18 protein-coding genes and 1 riboswitch are annotated in these 19,250 nt (G+C 71.1%); of the genes, 17 read left to right on the top strand and 1 reads right to left on the bottom strand.

What is annotated here, in order from left to right:
• Positions 1–585: 585 nt before the first annotated feature.
• From AB0C33_RS30785 to AB0C33_RS30715, 15 genes are all read left to right on the top strand, one after another.
• Positions 586–1,563 carry an ABC transporter permease gene (locus tag AB0C33_RS30785; protein ID WP_358293989.1) on the top strand — a complete coding sequence of 326 codons (978 nt, stop codon included), beginning with the start codon at positions 586–588 and terminating at the stop codon, positions 1,561–1,563.
• Positions 1,564–2,403 (top strand): ABC transporter permease, encoded by an 840-nt coding sequence (locus tag AB0C33_RS30780; RefSeq protein ID WP_358293987.1) that lies wholly within the window; start codon positions 1,564–1,566, stop codon positions 2,401–2,403.
• On the top strand, positions 2,400–4,469 hold the full coding sequence (locus AB0C33_RS30775) for an ABC transporter ATP-binding protein (protein ID WP_358293985.1): 2,070 nt from the start codon (positions 2,400–2,402) through the stop codon (positions 4,467–4,469). The genes AB0C33_RS30780 and AB0C33_RS30775 overlap by 4 nt, the downstream gene beginning before the upstream one ends.
• Positions 4,466–6,175, top strand: a complete 1,710-nt coding sequence (locus tag AB0C33_RS30770; protein WP_358293984.1) for an ABC transporter family substrate-binding protein — start codon at positions 4,466–4,468, stop codon at positions 6,173–6,175. The genes AB0C33_RS30775 and AB0C33_RS30770 overlap by 4 nt, the downstream gene beginning before the upstream one ends.
• 88 nt (positions 6,176–6,263) lie before the next feature.
• Complete coding sequence (locus AB0C33_RS30765) at positions 6,264–7,076, top strand: oxygenase MpaB family protein (RefSeq protein WP_358293983.1); 813 nt, start codon at positions 6,264–6,266, stop codon at positions 7,074–7,076.
• A gap of 77 nt (positions 7,077–7,153) precedes the next feature.
• Positions 7,154–7,284, top strand: a riboswitch (FMN riboswitch).
• Between the two features lie 105 nt (positions 7,285–7,389).
• Positions 7,390–8,562, top strand: coding sequence for a bifunctional diaminohydroxyphosphoribosylaminopyrimidine deaminase/5-amino-6-(5-phosphoribosylamino)uracil reductase RibD (gene ribD / locus AB0C33_RS30760; RefSeq protein WP_358293982.1), 1,173 nt, complete (start codon positions 7,390–7,392; stop codon positions 8,560–8,562).
• Positions 8,562–9,164 carry a riboflavin synthase gene (locus AB0C33_RS30755; protein WP_358293980.1) on the top strand — a complete coding sequence of 201 codons (603 nt, stop codon included), beginning with the start codon at positions 8,562–8,564 and terminating at the stop codon, positions 9,162–9,164. The genes ribD and AB0C33_RS30755 overlap by 1 nt, the downstream gene beginning before the upstream one ends.
• Positions 9,161–9,808: a nicotinamide mononucleotide transporter family protein gene (locus tag AB0C33_RS30750; protein WP_358293978.1), complete on the top strand. Its 648-nt coding sequence runs from the start codon at positions 9,161–9,163 to the stop codon at positions 9,806–9,808. Before AB0C33_RS30755 ends, AB0C33_RS30750 begins: the two co-directional genes overlap by 4 nt.
• Positions 9,805–11,046 (top strand): bifunctional 3,4-dihydroxy-2-butanone-4-phosphate synthase/GTP cyclohydrolase II, encoded by a 1,242-nt coding sequence (locus tag AB0C33_RS30745; protein ID WP_358293977.1) that lies wholly within the window; start codon positions 9,805–9,807, stop codon positions 11,044–11,046. The genes AB0C33_RS30750 and AB0C33_RS30745 overlap by 4 nt, the downstream gene beginning before the upstream one ends.
• Positions 11,043–11,510: a 6,7-dimethyl-8-ribityllumazine synthase gene (gene ribH / locus AB0C33_RS30740; RefSeq protein ID WP_352327123.1), complete on the top strand. Its 468-nt coding sequence runs from the start codon at positions 11,043–11,045 to the stop codon at positions 11,508–11,510. The genes AB0C33_RS30745 and ribH overlap by 4 nt, the downstream gene beginning before the upstream one ends.
• A 19-nt stretch (positions 11,511–11,529) precedes the next feature.
• Entirely contained in the window at positions 11,530–11,988 is a 459-nt protein-coding gene (locus tag AB0C33_RS30735) for a PH domain-containing protein (RefSeq protein WP_358293975.1), read from the top strand.
• Between the two features lie 84 nt (positions 11,989–12,072).
• Entirely contained in the window at positions 12,073–12,939 is an 867-nt protein-coding gene (locus AB0C33_RS30730; protein ID WP_358293973.1) for a MoxR family ATPase, read from the top strand.
• Positions 12,932–14,005, top strand: a complete 1,074-nt coding sequence (locus AB0C33_RS30725) for a VWA domain-containing protein (RefSeq protein ID WP_358293971.1) — start codon at positions 12,932–12,934, stop codon at positions 14,003–14,005. Before AB0C33_RS30730 ends, AB0C33_RS30725 begins: the two co-directional genes overlap by 8 nt.
• On the top strand, positions 13,998–15,089 hold the full coding sequence (locus AB0C33_RS30720) for an XdhC/CoxI family protein (protein WP_358293969.1): 1,092 nt from the start codon (positions 13,998–14,000) through the stop codon (positions 15,087–15,089). Before AB0C33_RS30725 ends, AB0C33_RS30720 begins: the two co-directional genes overlap by 8 nt.
• On the top strand, positions 15,089–15,640 hold the full coding sequence (locus AB0C33_RS30715; protein WP_352353663.1) for a nucleotidyltransferase family protein: 552 nt from the start codon (positions 15,089–15,091) through the stop codon (positions 15,638–15,640). The genes AB0C33_RS30720 and AB0C33_RS30715 overlap by 1 nt, the downstream gene beginning before the upstream one ends.
• Here the strand turns inward: AB0C33_RS30715 and AB0C33_RS30710 are convergent.
• A complete protein-coding gene (locus tag AB0C33_RS30710; RefSeq protein ID WP_358293968.1) occupies positions 15,637–16,524 on the bottom strand; it encodes an endonuclease/exonuclease/phosphatase family protein in 888 nt (295 codons plus the stop codon). The two genes, AB0C33_RS30715 and AB0C33_RS30710, sit on opposite strands and share 4 nt — an antisense overlap.
• Positions 16,525–16,617: 93 nt before the next feature.
• On the opposite strand from AB0C33_RS30710, the gene AB0C33_RS30705 reads away from it, so the two are divergent.
• Together AB0C33_RS30705 and AB0C33_RS30700 are read left to right on the top strand one after the other, a co-directional pair.
• A complete protein-coding gene (locus tag AB0C33_RS30705; protein WP_358293966.1) occupies positions 16,618–17,658 on the top strand; it encodes an LLM class F420-dependent oxidoreductase in 1,041 nt (346 codons plus the stop codon).
• Between the two features lie 252 nt (positions 17,659–17,910).
• Positions 17,911–19,212 (top strand): dicarboxylate/amino acid:cation symporter, encoded by a 1,302-nt coding sequence (locus AB0C33_RS30700; RefSeq protein WP_358293965.1) that lies wholly within the window; start codon positions 17,911–17,913, stop codon positions 19,210–19,212.
• The last annotated feature ends 38 nt before the right edge of the window (positions 19,213–19,250 follow it).

The raw sequence follows: 19,250 nt of genomic DNA, 5'->3' as shown, positions 1-19,250 counted from the left end.
GTGTAGGTCCGCTCGGGGCGAGCCCATCCGAGGTGCGGGCCTGCTGGAGGTACGGGGGCCGCTGAGGGCGGGGGCCGGTCTTGTGCGGAGGGGGACGGAAGCCGCAGTGGTGAGCGGAGCGTGAGCGTGGGGGGATCGTCCCGGGGACGCCTTCGGGGCGGGCGGCAGCGTGCCCTCGGACCGACCCACCTCGGCCACCCGCCTGAGATCAAAAGCCGCGACATCGCGAAATATCAATCCCCAGCCTATTGATCAGTATGACGTGCGTCACTTCGGGATTGGGTTATTTTTTGTCAGGATTCTGTGACACACGCCGATCCGATAGCGCGCGTTACCGATCTTGATAGGGCACGTTTCCCCAGGTCAACCCCCCTGTAGGGCGGTGATCGACGACGAGCTGCCACCGTGCTTAGTGACCCTACCGTTATGTCGAACTATTGCTGACTGTGATGTTTGGCTAGATATCCTGCGTTTTGATCGCCGTTCCGCGTCATGACTTTTCGCGGCGTAAGACGGTCTTTTTCCATTGCGGGGGTCTTCTCCTACCGGGGTTTCCGGGCCCTCGTTCAGTGCGAACGGAGGGTAATGGGCAAGTACCTGCTCCGCAGGTTGGCGATCAATCTGATCTTGGTCGCGATCGCGGCCAGCTTGGCTTACATGCTCGCCGCGACGACCATGAACCCCCGCGGCGCGTATGAAGGCCGCCAGCCTCCCGTCGCCGAGGAAGTCATCGACGCCACCCTCGACAGCTACAACCTCAACGACAAGACGCCCGTCCTGGAGCGCTACGCGACCTGGGCCAAGGGCGTCGTCACGGGTGACTTCGGCAAGACCTGGAACGGCGGTTCGGTCAACGACGAGATGGGCCGGCGGATCTTCGTCAGCCTCCGGCTGCTGCTGGTGGGCACGATCCTCGGGTTCGTCTTCGGAGTGGCGCTCGGCGCCCTGTCGGCGATCAAGCAATACCGGGTGACCGACCGGGTGATCGGCGTCGGCTCGTTCGTGATCATGGCGATTCCGGTGTTCGTGCTGGCCACACTGCTGGCGATCAGCGCCTACAACCTCAACCGCGGGCTCGGCTTCACGCTGATCGAGTTCACCGGCGAGTACAACCCCAAGCTGTCCGGCTGGGACCAGTTCACCAACCGGCTGAACCACCTGATCCTGCCGACCATCTCGCTCAGCCTGGGCTCGATCGCCTTCTACAGCCGCATCCAGCGCAACATGATGCTGGACGTGCTCGGCCAGGACTTCGTCCGCACCGCGATGGCCAAGGGCCTGCGGCGCAGGACCGCCCTGATCAAGCACGCGTTGCGCACCGCGCTGATCCCCGCGGCCACGTACTTCGCCTTCGCCTTCGGCACGATGCTCACCGGCGCCACCTTCACCGAGAAGATCTTCGCCTGGAACGGCATGGGCGCCTGGCTGGTCGACTCGATCAACCAGAACGACGTGAACTCGGTGGCCGCGGTCAGCATGTTCGCCTCCGTCTGCGTCCTGTTCGCCGGCTTCCTGTCGGACCTGCTGGTGGCGGCCCTCGACCCTCGAGTGCGGGTGAGCTAAGTGCGTTCCAAGGTTGTTCTCGGGCGGATGCTGCGCAACCGGCAGGCCCGCTACGGCTTCATCGCCCTCGTGCTGCTGGTGGCGCTGGCCTACATCGGCCCCCTGTTCGGCGCCTACGACTGGACGGACAAGGACTTCCTCGCCTTCCTGTCGGCGCCGTCGTCCGACCACTGGTGGGGCACCACCACGATCGGCCAGGACATGTACGCCGTCACCCTGCGCGGCATGCAGAAGTCGATCATCATCGGCCTGCTCGTGGCGCTCATCTCGACCGGCCTGGCCGCCATCGTCGGCGCCTTCGCCGGGTACTTCGGCGGCTGGGTGGACCGCGTCCTGATGTGGGGCGTGGACCTGCTCCTCGTCCTGCCCAGCTTCCTGATCATCGCGATCGCCTCGCCGCGCCTGCGCGGCGCCTCCTGGCTCTGGTTCGTGGTCCTGCTGGCGGCGTTCGCCTGGATGATCACCTCCAGGGTGGTGCGCAGCATGACGCTCTCGCTCCGTGAGCGCGAGTACGTGCAGGCGGCCGTCTACATGGGCATCCCCCGCTGGAAGATCATTTTCCGGCACATCGTGCCGAACCTGTCCTCCTTGCTGATCATCGACGCCACCCTCAACGTGAGTGGCGCGGTCATCGGCGAGGCCGCGCTGTCCTTCTTCGGCTTCGGCATCCAGCCGCCCGACGTCTCGCTCGGCACGCTGATCGCCGAGGGCTCCCGCAACGCCACCGGCTACCCCTGGCTGTTCGCCTTCCCCGCCGGGCTCCTGGTGCTGCTGGTCCTGAGCATCAACCTCATCGGAGACGGCCTGCGCGACGCACTCGACCCGGGGAGCAACTCATGAGCATCCTGGAGGTTCAAGACCTCACCGTGACGTTCCCCGGCGGCATCGAGGCCGTGCGCGGCGTCAGCTACGAGGTCGCCCGCGGCGAGGTCCTGGGCATCGTGGGCGAGTCCGGTTCGGGCAAGTCCGTCACGTCCCTGGCGATCATGGGCCTGCTGCCGCGCGCCGCCCAGATCAGCGGCTCGGTCAAGCTCCACGGCCAGGAGCTGATCGGGATGAAGGAAGACGACCTGGTCAAGGTTCGCGGCAAGTCGATGAGCATGATCTTCCAGGATCCGCTGTCGGCCTTCACGCCCGTCTACACGATCGGCGACCAGATCTCCGAGGCGCTGCGCGTCCACCAGAAGCTGGGCAAGGACAAGGCCGCCAAGCGCGCCGTCGAACTGCTCGACCTGGTCGGCATCCCGCACCCGGACGTGCGGGCCAAGGCGTTCCCGCATGAGTTCTCCGGCGGCATGCGCCAGCGCGCGATGATCGCGATGGCCATCGCCAACGACCCCGACCTGCTGATCTGCGACGAGCCGACCACCGCGCTCGACGTCACCATCCAGGCCCAGGTGCTGGAGGTGCTCAAGACCGCCCAGCGCGAGACGGGCGCCGGCATCGTCATGATCACGCACGACCTGGGCGTCGTCGCGGGCATGGCCGACCGGGTGCTGGTCATGTACGCCGGCAAGCCGGTCGAGCAGGGCAACGTCGACGACATCTACTACCGGCCGCGGATGCCGTACACGATGGGACTGCTCGCCTCGATCCCCAGGATCGACGGCGAGGAGGGGCCGCTGGTGCCGATCGAGGGCAACCCGCCCTCCCCGGCGGCGCTGCCGCCGGGCTGCCCGTTCGCGCCGCGCTGCCCGATGAAGATCGACTCGTGCGACGACGAGGAGCCCCCGCTCACCGACGTCGGCGGCGGCAGGCACGTCGCCTGCATCCGCTCCCGCGAGATCGAGTACAAGGGCCTGACCGGCACGGACGTGTTCCCGGTCCCGGTCATCCCGGTCAGCGAGGTGGTCCGCGTGCCGCGCGAGCAGCGCGCGACCGTGCTGGAGCTGGACAACCTCATCCGGCACTACCCGCTGATGAAGGGCGCGGTGTTCAAGCGCCGCGTCGGCACCGTGCACGCCGTGGACGGCATCAGCTTCGACATCGCCGAGGGCGAGACGCTGGCCCTGGTCGGCGAGTCGGGCTGCGGCAAGACCACGACCCTGCAGCAGATCATGCAGCTCGCCCCGCCGCAGAGCGGCCGGATCGTCGTGCTCGGCCAGGACAGCGCCAAGCTCGGCCCGTCCGGGCGCAAGGCGCTCAGGGGCGACCTGCAGATCGTCTTCCAGGACCCGATGGCGGCGCTCGACCCGCGCATGCCGGTCGGCGACATCATCGCCGAGCCGCTGCGCGCCCACGGGCGCAAGAACGTCAAGCAGCGGGTCGCCGAGCTGCTCGAACTGGTGGGGCTGGCGCCCGAGTACGCCGAGCGCTACCCGCAGAGCTTCTCCGGCGGCCAGCGCCAGCGCATCGGCATCGCCCGCGCCCTGGCCCTGGAGCCCAAGCTGCTCGTCCTGGACGAGCCGGTCTCGGCACTGGACGTGTCCATCCAGGCCGGCGTGATCAACCTGCTGGACGAGCTGAAGAACACCCTGGGGCTGTCGTACCTGTTCGTGGCGCACGACCTGGCCGTGGTCCGGCATCTGGCCGACCGCGTCGCGGTCATGTACCTCGGCAGGATCGCCGAGATCGGCACGGTCGAGGAGGTCTACGACCGCCCCGCGCACCCCTACACGCAGGCGCTGCTGTCAGCGATCCCGCTGCCCGACCCCGAGATGGAGCGCACGCGCAAGCGGATCCTGCTCGAAGGCGACCTGCCCAGCCCGGCCGACCCGCCATCGGGTTGCCGGTTCCGCACGCGCTGCCCCAAGTTCGCCCTCCTCACCGAGGCCGAACGCCGGCGCTGCGTGGACGAAGAGCCCTCGGTTGCCCGGCTCGCGACCGCCGTGGACCACGGCGCCGCCTGCCACTACGCGGAGGAAGTCGAGGTCATCACGGCCTCGGACGATCAGGAGGAAAAGTGAAGGTTCGTTACCGGGCGGCGGCGGGAATCGCCGTCCTCGCCATGGCCGCGGCGGCTTGTGGCGGTGGTGGCGGCGAGGCCAAGAAGCCGAGCGCCGAGCAGTCGCAGCAGGCTCAGCAGCAGATGTCGCAGACCCCTGGCATCGCGATCAACCCCGTCCCGTACGAGCAGGTCAAGGACGGCGGCACGCTCACCCTCTCGGTCGGCCAGTGGCCGAGCCAGTGGAACGGCAACCACATCGACGGCAACCAGCGCGACACGGCGGACATGCTGGACTCGCTGATGCCGCAGCTGATGATCGCCGACTCCGAGGCCAACTTCAAGGCGAACCCCGACTACCTCACCGACGTCAAGATGGACCTGTCGTCGGGCAAGCAGGTCGTCACCTACACGCTGAACGAGAAGGCCCAGTGGTCGGACGGCACGCCGATCACCTGGAAGGACCTCGAGGCGGCGTGGAAGGCCAACAGCGGCAAGGACAAGAAGTTCAAGCCGGCCTCCACCGACGGCTGGGACCGCATCGAGTCGGTCACCAAGGGTGACAGCGACAAGGTCGCCGTCGTGACGTACGGCAAGAACTACCCCGAGTGGATGGGGCAGTTCTCGCGCTCGCCGCACCTGTACCCGGCCTCCCACATGGAGACCCCGGAGAAGTACGAGAAGGACTACCTGCAGAAGATCCCGGTCACCGCCGGGCCCTTCAAGGTCGAGAGCATCAACGAGGGCACCAAGACCCTGACCGTGGTGCGCGACGACAAGTGGTGGGGCCGCAAGGCCAAGCTTGACAAGGTCATCTTCCGTACCATCGAGACGCCCGCCGCGCAGGTCAACGCCTTCGCCAACGGTGAGCTCGACGCGGTGGAGATCCCGCCGGGCAGCCCGGCCGACCTCAAGCGGGCCAAGGAGGTCCCGAACGTCGACGTCCGCAAGGCGCTCAGCCCGAACTGGCGGCACATCACCGTCAACAACCAGAGCGAGTTCCTGAAGGACAAGTCGGTCCGCCAGGCCGTCGCGTACGCGATCAACCGTGACGTGATCACGCAGTCCGACCTCAAGGACATGGACTGGCCGCTGCAGACGCTGGGCAACCACGTCTTCATGAACAACCACAAGGCGTACGCCGACAACTCCGGCGAGCTGGGCAAGTACAACCTGCCCAAGGCCAAGGAGCTGCTCGACGCGGCCGGCTGGAAGCAGGAGGGCGACGTCCGCAAGAAGGACGGCAAGGAGTTCTCGCTGAACTTCGTCGTCCCGGCGGGCCTGCCGTACGCCAAGACCGAGGGCGAGCTCACCCAGGCCATGCTCAAGGAGGCCGGGATCAAGCTGACGATCCGCCCGGTCCCCGATGACAAGTTCTTCACCGACTACATCATCAAGGGCGACTTCGACCTGGTGCCGTTCTCCTGGATCGGCACGCCGCTGCCGCTCGGCGGCCTGCCGCAGATCTACAAGACCGGCTCCGAGTCGAACTTCCCCAAGGGCAGCGACCCGGCGCTGGACGCCGCGATCGACGCCGCGGTCAGCGAGATGGACCCGACCAAGGCCTACGAGCTGGCCAACGCGGCCGACAAGCTGATCTGGGACCAGGTGCACACCATCCCGCTGTACCAGCGTCCTGACATCCAGGCCACCAAGAAGACGCTGGCCAACTACGGCGCCTTCGGCTACCAGGCCGCCGACTACACGGCGATCGGCTTCACCGGCTGATCTCCGTAGCCTCGACGAAAGCCCCCGGCCGGTTCCCGGCCGGGGGCTTTTGGCATGGTTTGTCGCCTCGCTGGGTAACTCTTCACTTATGGACGACGACTATGGGATCTTCGGCCCCGAGTCGGTGACCTGGCGGGTGATGGGGGAGCCGATCCAGCTCGTCGGCGGCTTCCGCGCGCTGCTGATGCAGGGGCTGCACCCCAGGGCGATGCGCGGCGTGCTGCAGAACTCGGCGCTGCTCGACCCGGCCGAGGCGTGGTCGCGCTTCCTGCGGACCAGCGAGTTCGTCCGGGTGCGCACGTACGGCACGCGCGCGGAGGTGGAACGGGCCGGCCGCCGGGTGCGCAAGATCCACGCCACGCTGACCGCCCGCGACCCCGACACCGGCGAGACCTATCACCTCGACGACCCCGAAGCGCTGCGCTGGGTGCACGTCGGCGAGGTCGACTCCTACCTGACGGTGGCCCGCCGCGCCGGCGTGCGGCTGTCCGACGCCGACGCCGACCGGTTCGTCGCCGAGTGGCGGCGCGCCGCCGAGGTCGTGGGTCTGGACGGGGACGACGTGCCGGGCTCGGTGGCCGAGCTGCGCGCCTACATCGACGGCCGGCGTCCGGGGCTGCGGCTGGTGCCCGAGGCGGCCCATCCGCTGCGGCTGTCGCTGCACACGCCGCTGCCCGGCGCGCTGTCCGCGCTGCGGCCCGCCGTGCCCGCTCTGACCGTGCTGGCCCTGGCCACGCTGCCGCGCTGGGCCCGCCGCCTGTACGGCCTGCCCGCCACGCCCGTCGGCGACCTGTGGGCCTCGGCCACGCTGCGCGCCCTGCACACCGGCATCGGCCTGGTCCCCGAGCAGGTCCGCTACGCGCCCTCCGCCCGCCGGGCGCGCAAGCTGATGGCTGCCTGAGCGAGCGCTTGTTCAAATAGCACGGGGGCGGTCGCGCTTTCCGTAATCGGCATGGCAAACTGGTACAAGAAGAGAGCTAGCGTGCTCCGGGGTCGGTGAAAGTCCGAACCGGCGGTTACAGTCCGCGACCCGGCCGATGCCATCGGCCGGTTGACCTGGTGAAATTCCAGGACCGACGGTTAAAGTCCGGATGGGAGGAAGCGCGCGAGGTGTCCGGCGTCCCAGCCGGGCTCCTGACGTGGTGCCGTGCCGGCACCCGAAAACCCCCCGGGGCCCGCCGTGGCTTGAAGCTACTGGCGAGTAGGAGACCCGGGTGGACATCTCAGCCGCCGACGCCGCGCACATGGCGCGCGCCGTCGAGCTGGCCGCGCGCGGACACGGCGGCACCAGCCCCAACCCCGTCGTCGGCTGCGTCGTGCTGTCGGCCGCCGGGCAGGTCGTCGGCGAGGGCTTCCACGCCTACGCGGGCGGCCCGCACGCCGAGGTCGTGGCGCTGGCGCAGGCGGGCGAGCAGGCGCGGGGCGGCACGGCGTACGTGACGCTGGAGCCCTGCGACCACACCGGCCGCACCGGGCCGTGCAGCCGGGCGCTGCTGGCCGCGGGCGTGGCCCGCGTGGTCGTCGCCGTCGCCGACCCCAACCCGAAGGCCGCCGGCGGCGCGGCGCGGCTGCGCGCGGCCGGGGTGAGCGTGACGCAGGGCGTGCTGGCCGAGGCGGCCGAGCGGGTCAACGAGGAATGGCTCACCTACGCCCGGCTCGGCAGGCCGCACGTGACCTGGAAGTTCGCCGCGACCCTCGACGGCAGGTCGGCCGCCGCCGACGGCACCAGCCAGTGGATCACCTCGCCGCGGGCGCGGGCCGACGTGCACCGGCTGCGCGCCGCCTCCGACGCGATCGTGGCCGGGATCGGCACCGTGCTGGCCGACGACCCCCACCTCACCGTCCGCCTCCCGGAGAACGCCGGGGCGCAGGCGGGGGAGGGCGACGCGGGGGCGCTGCTGGCCGGCAGCCCGCCGCTGGCCGGCCGGCCCCTGGGCGCCCGCCCGCCGCTGCGGGTCGTCGTGGACACCGAGGGCAGGACGCCGCCCGCGGCCCGCGTCCTCGACGACGAGGCCCCCACGCTGGTCGCCGTCGCCGACGACGCCGTGACGGGGCTCAAGGCCGGCCTGCTGCGCCTGCCCCGGCACGCGGACGGCGGCCTCGACCTGCACGCCCTCCTGCGCGAGCTGGCCGCCCGCGAGGTGGTCGCCGTGTTCCTGGAAGGCGGCCCCACCCTCGCCGGCGCGTTCCTGCGGCAGGGCCTCATCGACCGCGTGTACGCCTACCTCGCCCCCGCCCTCCTCGGCGAGGGCAGGGCCGCGCTCGGCCCGGCGGGCGTCGCCACGATCAGCGGCGCCCACCGCCTCACCTTCGACGAGTTTTCCCCCATCGGGTCGGATCTGCGGCTGACCGCGCGGCCCGCTCCGCATCAAGGCAGGGAGAAGTGATGTTCACCGGAATCATCGAGGAGAAGGGCGAAGTCGTCGCCATCGAGCCGGCGGGCGGGCAGGCCGGCGGTGGCGCCCGGCTGTCCGTGCGCGGCCCGCTCGTCACCTCCGACGCCGCCCACGGGGACTCGATCGCCGTCAACGGCGTCTGCCTGACGGTCGTCGAGGTCAAGGACGACGTGTTCACCGTCGACGTCATCAGGGAGTCGCTGGACCGCAGCTCGCTCGGCGGCCTCACCGCGGGCTCGGCGGTCAACCTCGAACGGTCCGTACGCGCCGACCAGCGCCTCGGCGGCCACATCGTCCAGGGCCACGTCGACGGCACCGCCCGCCTGCTGTCCCGCGCCCCCGGCGAGAACTGGGACGACCTGCGCTTCTCCCTGCCCGGCCCGCTCAGCCGGTACGTGGCCGAGAAGGGCTCGATCGCCATCGACGGAATCAGCCTGACCGTCACGACGGTTGACGACGACAGCTTCGGCGTGAGCCTCATCCCGACCACGCTGAAGCTGACCACCATGGGCGACCGCCAGGTGGGCGACGTGGTGAACCTTGAGGTCGACGTGATCGCCAAGTATGTGGAGAGGCTGGTGGGCACCCGATGAGCTGGGTGGACGCATCGATTGACATCTTCGGTCTGCCGGTGAAGTGGACCGACCTGGTGGGCAACGTGTTCGCCCTCGCCACCGTGGCGTTCGCGATGCGCAAGTCCATGTGGACCTGGCCGGTCCAGTTCACCGGCTCGGTGCTGCTGTTCCTCGCCTCGATCAGCGCGCACGTCACCGGCAACGCGCTCAAGCAGGCCCTGTTCGCCGTGCTGGCCGTCTACGGGTGGTGGAAGTGGCGGCAGGGCACCCAGGAGCACGCCCTGTCCGTCCGGCCCGCCACGGGCGGCGAGCGGTGGCGGATGCTGGCGGCGCTGGCGGTGGGCACCGCGGTGGTGACCGTCCTGTTCAAGACGTTCGACCTGTCGTGGTACCCGGGCGCGCCCGTGTCCGTCGTGGCCTCCGACGCCTACATCTTCGTCGGCGGCGCGGTCGCCACCTGGGCGCAGGGCCGCGCGCTGGTCGACTTCTGGATCATCTGGGTGCTGGTCGACCTGGTGGGCGTGCCGGTCGCGTTCAACTCCGGCCTCTACGTCTCCGGCGCCGTCTACGGCGTGTTCTTCGTCATGGTCCTCACGGGCTTCGCCAAGTGGCTGCGCGAGTACCGCGCCGCCGCCCGTCCGGAAGTGGTGGCAGCGGCATGAGCGAGTTCAAGCTCGACCCGATCGAGCGGGCCATCGATGACATCCGCAACGGCCGTCCCGTCGTGGTCGTGGACGACGAGAACCGCGAGAACGAGGGCGACCTGATCTTCGCCGCCCAGAAGGCCACGCCGGAGCTGTGCACGTTCCTGATCCGGCACACCAGCGGAATGATCTGCGTGGCCATGGACGGCAAGGAGCTCGACCGGCTCGGGCTGCCGCTCATGGTGTCCCAGAACCGCGAGCGCATGCGCACGGCGTACACGATCACCGTCGACGCCCGTGACGGCGTCACCACCGGCATCTCCGCCGCCGACCGCGCCAGGACCATCCGCACCCTCGCCGACTCGGCCACCGAGCCCAACGAGCTGGTCCGGCCCGGCCACATCTTCCCGCTGCGCTACCGCGAGGGCGGCGTGCTGGCCCGGCGCGGCCACACCGAGGCGGCCGTCGACCTGGCCAGGCTCGCCGGGCTGTCGGCCGCCGGGGCGCTGGCCGAGGTGGTCAACGACGACGGCACCATGGCCCGGCTGCCCCAGCTGCGCCGCTTCGCCGACGAGCACGACCTGGCGCTGGTCTCCATCGAGCAGCTCGTCGACCACCGCCGCCGCGCCGAGAGCATGGTCACCAGGGTCGCCGAGACCCGGCTGCCCAACGCGTACGGCATGTGGCGGGCCTACGGCTACTCCAGCGCCCTCGACGGCGGCGAGCACGTCGCGCTCGTCTACGGAGACCTCGGCGGCGGCGAGAACATCCTGGTCAGGGCCCATTCCGAGTGCCTGACCGGGGACGTGTTCGGCTCGCTGCGCTGCGACTGCGGCGTGCAGCTCGACCACGCCATGGGCGCCATCGCACAGGAGGGCCGCGGCGTCGTCGTCTACCTGCGCGGCCACGAGGGTCGGGGCATCGGCCTGCTGGCCAAGCTCCGGGCCTACAGCCTCCAGGACAACGGCAGCGACACCGTCGACGCCAACGTCGAGCTGGGGCTGCCGGTGGACGCCCGCGAGTTCTCCAACGCCGGGCAGATCCTGGCCGACCTCGGCGTGCGCTCGGTGCGGCTGCTCACCAACAACCCGGCCAAGCTCAAGGGCATGGACGGCTACGGCATCAAGGTGCTCGGCCGCGAGCCCATGCCCGTGGCCCTGAACCCGCACAACGAGCGGTACCTGGAGGCCAAGCGCGACCGGCTCGGCCACGACATCTCCTCCAGCGTCCCGCACGAGATCTCGGAGGCGTCATGAGTGGAGAAGGCCGTCCCGGAGTGGCCGTGGTGGACGCGGCGGGCCTGGTCGTGGGCGTGGTGGCGGCGAGCTGGCACGCCAAGATCACCGACCAGCTCGTGGCGCGGGCCGTGCAGGCGTGCGACGACAGCGGCGCCACCGCGACCGTGGTCCGCGTGCCCGGCTCGCTGGAGATCCCCGTCGTGGCCCAGGCCCTGGCCCGGCGTTGTGACGCGGTGGTCGCACTCGGCGCGGTCATCAAGGGCGAGACCGCGCATTTCGACTACGTCTGCGACTCGGTCACCAGCGGTCTGACCCGCGTCTCGCTCGACGAGGAGACGCCCGTCGGCAACGGCGTGCTCACCTGCGAGACGATGGACCAGGCGCTCGACCGCTCCGGGCTGCCCGGCAGCAAGGAGGACAAGGGTTACGAGTCGGCCCTGGCCGCCCTGGAGACCGCCCTCCTCCTGAGGGACCTCCACTGACCTGCGGTAGGTTTCCCTCGTGCCCGAGCCCGTGACCCCGCCGCCCCTGCCCGTGACCTGGCGTCCCCGCCGGGGCCGGATCGTGCCCTACGCCTTCGCCCTGGTGGTGGTGGCGGGGGCGGTCCTCATGGCGATCTTCATCGCCGACCCGTTCAAGCTGCCCGACCGGGTGGCGATCGTGGGCTTCGGCCTGGCGGTGGCGTACGTGCTCCACCTGCTGGGCCGGGTCCGGGTGGAGGCCGACGAGCAGGGCCTGACCGTCGTCAACGCCCTGCGCATCCACCGCTACACCTGGCCCGAGGTCATCGACGTCACCCTGCTGGTGGGCGACCCATGGCCGAAGATCGACTTCTCCGACGGCCGGACGATCGGCGCCATGGGCATCCAGGGCTCGGAGAAGGCCCGCGCCCGCCGGGCCACGGCCGAGCTGGCCGCGCTGATCCGCGAACGCGGCGAGGCGTCCGAGTCCGGCGACTGAAACGCGATGACGAGGGCGAGCCGATATCGCAGGGCGGGGGTCGCGACGTAGCCTGAAGGCGTGCTGCGGCGGACAATCAGGGCAATGGACATCGAGTCGCCGGACAAGCTCATCGAGCTGCTCGACCGGCACGACTACCTGGCCGACCGGGGGCTGGCCACGGCCGCCTTCCTGGCGCTGCGGATGGGGCGGCCGCTGTTCCTGGAGGGGGAGGCGGGCGTCGGCAAGACCGAGCTGGCCAAGACCCTCGCGACGCTGCTCAAGGCCCCGCTGATCCGGCTGCAGTGCTACGAGGGCCTCGACGCGTCCCAGGCCCTGTACGACTGGGACTTCGCCCGCCAGCTCCTCCACCTCAAGGCCGCCGAGGCCGCCGGGATCACCGACGCCGCCCGGCTGGAGGGGGAGATCTACGATCGCCGCTTCCTGATCGCCCGCCCCCTGCTGAAGGCCGTGGAGACCCAGCCGAGCGTGCTGCTGGTGGACGAGATCGACCGGGCCGACGACGAGTTCGAGGCGTTCCTGCTCGAAGTGCTCTCCGACTTCACCGTCTCCATCCCCGAGCTGGGCACGATCAGGGCCGCGACGCCGCCGGTCGTCGTGGTGACCTCCAACCGCACCCGCGAGGTGCACGACGCGCTCAAGCGGCGCTGCCTCTACCACTGGCTGGAGCACCCGAGCTTCGACCGCGAGGTCGCGATCCTGCTGCGCCGCCTGCCCGGCTGCACCGAGGAGCTGGCCCTGCAGGTGGCGCGGGCAGCCGAGCGGCTGCGCCGGGCCGACCTGGTCAAGCCGCCGGGCGTGGCCGAGACCCTCGACTGGACCGAGGCGCTGCTGACGCTCGGGGCCAGGGAGCTCGACCCCGACCTGGCCGCGGCCACCCTGGGCGCCGCGCTCAAGTACCGCGAGGACGTCGCCGCCGTCCTGGGCGACGGGCTGCTGTCCGGTGGATGAGCTGGTCCGGACCGTGACGGGCTTCGTCAGGACGTTGCGCGCGGCGGGCGTGGACGCCGACCACGAGCGGACGCGGAGCCTGCTGCAGGCCCTCGGCCACCTCGACGCCGGGGACCGGGAGGCGTTCTACTGGGCCGGCCGGCTCACCCTGTGCGCCACGCCCGACGACCTGCCCCGCTACGACCGCTGCTTCGCCGCCTACTTCGGCGGGCGGCGGGCGGCGGCGGCCCGTGCCGGGACGACCAGCGTCACCCGGCACCTGGCGGCCGGCGACGGCGAGGAGGCGGGCGCGGGCGAGGACGCCGCCGCCCCGGCCACGGCCAGCCGCGCCGAGGTGCTGCGGCACCGCGACGTCGCCCGGCTCACCGAGGCCGAACGCGCCGAGGTGCACCGCATGCTGGCCCTGCTCGGCCGCGGCCGGGCCGCGCGCCGCTCCCGCCGTTTCGAGCGGGCCCACCGGGGCAGGCTGGACCAGCGCCGCACCGTGCGCGAGGCGCTGCGCAACGGCGAGGTGGCCCGGCTCCGCCGCCGCCGGCACACGACCAGGCCCCGCCAGGTGGTGCTGTTCGTGGACGTCAGCGGGTCGATGGCCCCCTACGCCGAGACCCTGCTGCGCTTCGCCCACGCGCTGGTCAGGAGCGAGCCGCGGGCCACGAGGGTCTACTCGGTCGGCACCCGGCTCACCGAGGTCACCGCCGAGCTGCGCCACCGCGACCCCGGCACGGCGCTGAACGCGGCGTCCGCGGCCATCCCCGACTGGAGCGGCGGGACCCGGCTCGGAGAGGAGTTCAAGGAGTACCTGACCCGGCACAGCGCCCGGGGGGCGATCGTGGTCATCGCCTCCGACGGCTGGGAACGCGGCGACCCCGCGCTCCTGGGCGCCCAGCTCGCCAGGCTGGCCCGGCAGGCGTACCGGCTCATCTGGGTCAATCCGCACAAGGGACATGAGGATTACCAGCCGCTGACCGGAGGCATGCGGGCCGCCCTGCCGCATCTGGACGATCTGGTGGCCGGGCACAGCCTGGCCGCCTACGAGGAACTCAGCGAAAGGCTCGCCCATGCGTGACGTGCTCCCGGAGATCATGCGGTGGTGGAGGTCGGGGCTCAGGTTCGGGCTGGCGACCGTGGTGAGCACGTTCAGCAGCGCGCCACGCCCGCCGGGCGCGGCGATGGCGGTGCGCGGCGACGAGGTGGTGGGCAGCGTCTCGGGCGGGTGCGTCGAGGGGGCGGTCTTCGAGCTGGCCTCCGAGGCCGACGCACCCGTCCTGCAGCGGTACGGCGTCAGCGACGACGACGCCTTCGCCGTCGGGCTGACCTGCGGCGGCATCATCGACATCCTGGTCGAGCCGGTCTCCATCGAGACCTTCCCGGAGCTGGGCGAGATCTTCGCCTCGGTCGAGGCGCACCAGCCGGTCGCGGTCGCCACCATCGTCGCCGGTCCCGGCCCGATCGGCGCCCGCCGGATCGTCTGGCCCGGCCGCTCGTCGGGCACCCTGGGCCTCGACCGCCTCGACGAGGCCGTGGACGACGACGCCCGCGGCATGCTCGCCCAGGGCCTGACCGGCATCCGGCACTACGGCGGCCACGGCGAGCGGCGGCTGGACGACCTGTCGGTGTTCGTCCAGTCGTTCGCGCCGCCGCCGCGCATGCTGGTCTTCGGCGCGATCGACTTCGCCGCGGCCGTCGCCAAGGTGGGCAAGTTCCTCGGCTACCACGTCACCGTCTGCGACGCCCGGCCGGTCTTCGCCACCGCCAAGCGCTTCCCCGAGGCCGACGAGGTGGTGGTCAAGTGGCCGCACGACTACCTGGCCTCGGTGCGGGTGGACGAGCGCACGGTGATCTGCGTGCTGACCCACGACCCCAAGTTCGACGTGCCGCTGCTGGAGGTGGCGCTGCGGACCGAGGCGGGCTACATCGGGGCCATGGGCTCGCGCCGCACGCACGAGGACCGGCTGGCCCGCCTGCGCGAGTCGGGGCTCACCGAGGCCGAGCTGGCCCGGCTGAGATCGCCCATCGGCCTCGACCTGGGCGCCCGCACGCCGGAGGAGACGGCCGTGTCGATCGCCGCCGAGCTGATCCAGCTCCGGTGGGGCGGCTCGGGCCGGCCGCTGTCGCAGACGGGCGGGCGCATCCACGGGGAGCCGGCGTGATCGCCGGGCTGCTGCTCGCCGCGGGGGAGGGCGCCCGGCTGGGCACGCCCAAGGCGCTCGTGGAGTTCGGCGGCGAACGGCTGGTCGACCGCGGGGTTCGGCTGCTGGCGGAGGGCGGCTGCCGTCCGGTGGTGGTCGTGCTGGGCGCGGCGACCGTGCAGGTGCGCGGGGCGGTCAGCGTGCGCAACCCGGACTGGCGCACCGGCATGGGCTCCTCGCTGCGGGCCGGGCTGGCCGCGCTGCCGCCGGAGGCGACGGCCGTGGTCGTCGCGCTGGTGGACCAGCCGCTCGTCCGGGCGGGCGCGGTGCGGGCGCTGGCCGCGTCGGGGGCCGGGCTGGCGGTGGCCACGTACGGCGGACGGCGGGCGAACCCGGTGCTGATCGCGCGCGAGCACTTCGCCGGGGTGGCGGAGCTGGCGGTGGGCGACGTGGGGGCGCGTGCGTTCATGAAGGCGCATCCCGGGCTGGTCACCGAGGTCGCCTGCGACGAGCACGGCGACCCCGCCGACATCGACACGCCGCAGGACCTGGAGCTGCTGGAGGGCCGCTAGAAGCGCAGGGAGGCGATCGCCGCGCGGTGGTCGCTGCCGGTCGCCGGGGCGACCCCCGCCTTGGTCGCCGTCATGCCCCTGAACAGGATGTGGTCGGGCCGGGTGATCGGGAACTCGGCCGGCCAGGTGAACCCGAACCCGTCGCCGGCCACGCTCTGGGCGTCGGTCAGCGGCGGGGTCAGGCCGCGCATGCCGCGGTCGGTGGTGGCGGTGTTGAGGTCGCCGAGCAGCAGGACGCGCTTGCTGGGGTCGCCGTCGACGAGCCGGCGGGCGTGCGCCAGGGAGGCGTCGCGGGAGGCGGTGTGGCCGGGCCTGGCCGAGGCCAGGTGCATGACGTAGACGGTGACCTTGCCCTTGGGCGTGCTCACCACCGCGCGCAGCGCCCGCGGCCAGCCCATGCCGACGTCGAGCGGGCTGGTCTCGCTGATCGGGTAGCGGCTCCACAGGCCGACCGTGCTGACCGGGTAGTGGTAGCGGAACATCTTGTTGAGCTGCTTGGCCGCGGGCCCGCCGGGGGTCAGCTCCTGGGCGGCCAGCAGGTCGAGCCCCTCGGCGATGGCCTTGACCGCCTCGCCGGAGGCGCTGTTGCGCACGCCGACGTTGACCGTGCCGACGGCCAGGTCGCTGGGGCCGCCGGGCGGCGCGGCCAGCAGCGTGGAGCCGAACATCGCCGCCCACACCAGACCGGGCGCCAGCGCCGCGAGCGCGGCCGCCCTGGAGCGCGCCAGCAGCGCGAGGAGCAGCAGCAACGGCACCGCCACCCCCATCCAGGGGAGCAGGCTCTCCAGGACCGGCGTGAAGCCGCCGAGCGACGGGATCAGCGAATGACCCGCCAGGGCCAGGGCGACCACTGCGGAGGCGACGACGACGACCCGGCTCAGCACCCGAACCAGGCTAGTGCTTCGCCGCGCGACACGCCGACACGCTAACCTGTTGACGTCGCAACGGAACATCATTCGGTTCATCGGGAGCCCGGCATGCGCATCGGTATGGCACTCAACTACTCGGGCGGTTTCAAGGAGACGGTCGCCGAGCTGGCCGACTACGAGAAGGCGGGCCTCGACATCGTCTTCGTGGCCGAGGCGTACAGCTTCGACGCCGTCAGCCAGATGGGGTACATCGCGGCCAAGACCGAGCGGGTGCAGATCGCCTCGGGCATCCTGCCGATCTACTCCCGCACGCCGACGTTGCTGGCCATGACCGCCGCGGGCATGGACTTCGTCTCCGACGGGCGCTTCACGCTGGGCATCGGCACGTCGGGGCCGCAGGTCATCGAGGGCTTCCACGGGGTGCCGTACACCGCGCCGATCGGGCGTACCCGGGAGGTCATCGAGATCTGCCGCAAGGTGTGGCGGCGCGAGCGGCTGGAGCACGCGGGCCGCAACTACCAGGTGCCGCTGCCCGCCGGGGAGGGCACCGGCCTGGGCAAGCCGCTGAAGATCATCAACCACCCGGTGCGCCCGCGCATCCCGATCGTGGTCGCCGCCATCGGCCCCAAGAACGTGGAGATGACCGCCGAGCTGGCCGAGGGCTGGGAGCCGATCTTCTACTACCCGGAGAAGGCCGCCGACGTGTGGGGCCCCTCGCTGGCCGCCGGCCGGGCGAAGCGCGACCCCGAGCTGGGCGAGCTCGACGTGATCGCCCAGGCGGCGCTGGCCGTCGGCGACGACGTGACCGGGCTGCGCGAGTTCGGCCGGGCGATGGCCGCCCTGTACATCGGCGGCATGGGCGCCAAGGGCAAGAACTTCTACAACGACCTGGCCCGGCGCTACGGCTACGAGAAGGAGGCCGAGCAGATCCAGGACCTCTACCTGGAGGGCAAGAAGGACGAGGCCGCCGCGCTGGTGCCCGCCGAGCTGCTGGAGAACATGTCGCTGATCGGCAGCGAGGGCTTCGTCCGCGACCGGATCGCGGCGCTGAAGGAGTCGGGGGTGACGACGCTCAACGTCGCGCCGCTCGGCCGTACCCACGAGGAGCGCGTCCGCCTGCTGGAGAAGGTCAAGGAGCTGGCCGGCTGATCGGACGGGCTCCGGAAGTGGTGTGACGCACGACACAATGCCGAGCGGGAATATGCCCCGTTTCGCATGGTGTTGTACGTCCTCGTGAGGTTCTCTGTGGTCATCGTGCGGCTCGTCGAGCGTCTGCACGTGGATCTGTGCCGTCTGCACGGATCCCTCTGTCGCTGATCGGCGCGTCCCCCAGACTCCCCCCTTCCTCACCCGCATGCCCCCCTTCGCCGTGGCATGCCTGACTTCCGGAGCCTTCCTCCCGTGAAGAGATTCACCTTCTCCCTTCAGCTGCTGCTCGGCCTGGCCGTCGGCGTCGCCCTGGGGTTCGTCGCCAAGATCTGGGACGTGGCCTGGCTGGCCGAGACGCTGACCCAGGTCGGCAAGATCTTCGTCCAGCTCCTCAAGCTCGCCGTGCCGCCGCTGGTGTTCACCGCCGTGCTGGTCAGCGTGGCCAACCTGCGCAACGTCAACGGCGCCGCCCGTCTGGCCTCCAAGACCCTGCTGTGGTTCCTCATCACCGCGTTCGTCTCGGTGGCCTTCGCGATCGCGCTCGGCCTGATCATCAACCCGGGCCAGGGCGTCGCCCTGGACACCGGCGCGGCCAAGGCCATCGACACCGAGGGCGCCGGCACGTGGCTCGACTTCGTCACCGGCATCCTGCCCACCAACATCGTCACGGCCTTCACCGAGGTGAACGTCCTCCAGATCGTCTTCCTGGGTGTCGTCCTCGGCGCGGCGGCCCTGGCGGTGGGCGAGAAGGCCGAGCCGTTCCTCAACCTCAGCCGTTCGGTGCTCGAACTGGTGCAGAAGGCCCTGTGGTGGGTCATCCGCCTGGCCCCGATCGGCACCGCCGGCCTCATCGGCAAGGCCGTCTCCACGTACGGCTGGGACCTGCTGGCCCCGCTGGCCAAGTTCAGCGTCGGCGTGTACGTCGGCTGCTTCATCGTGCTGCTGGCCGTCTACCCGACGCTGCTCGCGGTGTGGGGCAAGGTCAACCCGATCACGTTCTTCCGCAACGCCTGGCCCGCCATCGAGCTGGCCTTCGTCTCCCGTTCCTCGGTCGGCACGCTGCCCCTGACCCAGCGCGTCACCGTCGAGCGCAACGGCGTGGACCGTGACTACGCCTCCTTCGCGGTGCCCTTCGGCGCCACCACCAAGATGGACGGCTGCGCCTCGGTCTACCCGGCGCTCGCCGCGATCTTCGTGGCCCAGGTGTTCGGCGTGCACCTCGGGGTGGGGGACTACCTGCTGATCGCGTTCGTCTCGGTCGTCGGCTCGGCCGCCACCGCCGGTCTGACCGGCGCGATCGTCATGCTGACGCTCACGCTGAGCACGCTGGGCCTGCCGCTCGAAGGCGTCGGCCTGCTGCTGGCGATCGACCCGATCCTCGACATGATCCGCACCGCGACCAACGTGGCCGGCCAGATGGTCGTCCCGGTCCTGGTGGCCCGCTCCGAGGGCCGTCTGGACGAGGCGGTCTTCAACGCGCCGCCGCAGCCGCTCGACGACGCCCCGGCGTCGGCCGCCCGCACGCCGCGCGCGCCGGAGCCCGCGACGGCCTGACCGGAATTCGACTGAGGGCGGGTGGCCGTACGGCCACC

It is taken from the genome of Nonomuraea sp. NPDC048881 (assembly GCF_040649795.1).
GTDB lineage: Bacteria > Actinomycetota > Actinomycetes > Streptosporangiales > Streptosporangiaceae > Nonomuraea.
This window is presented reverse-complemented; position numbering and strand designations above follow the sequence as displayed.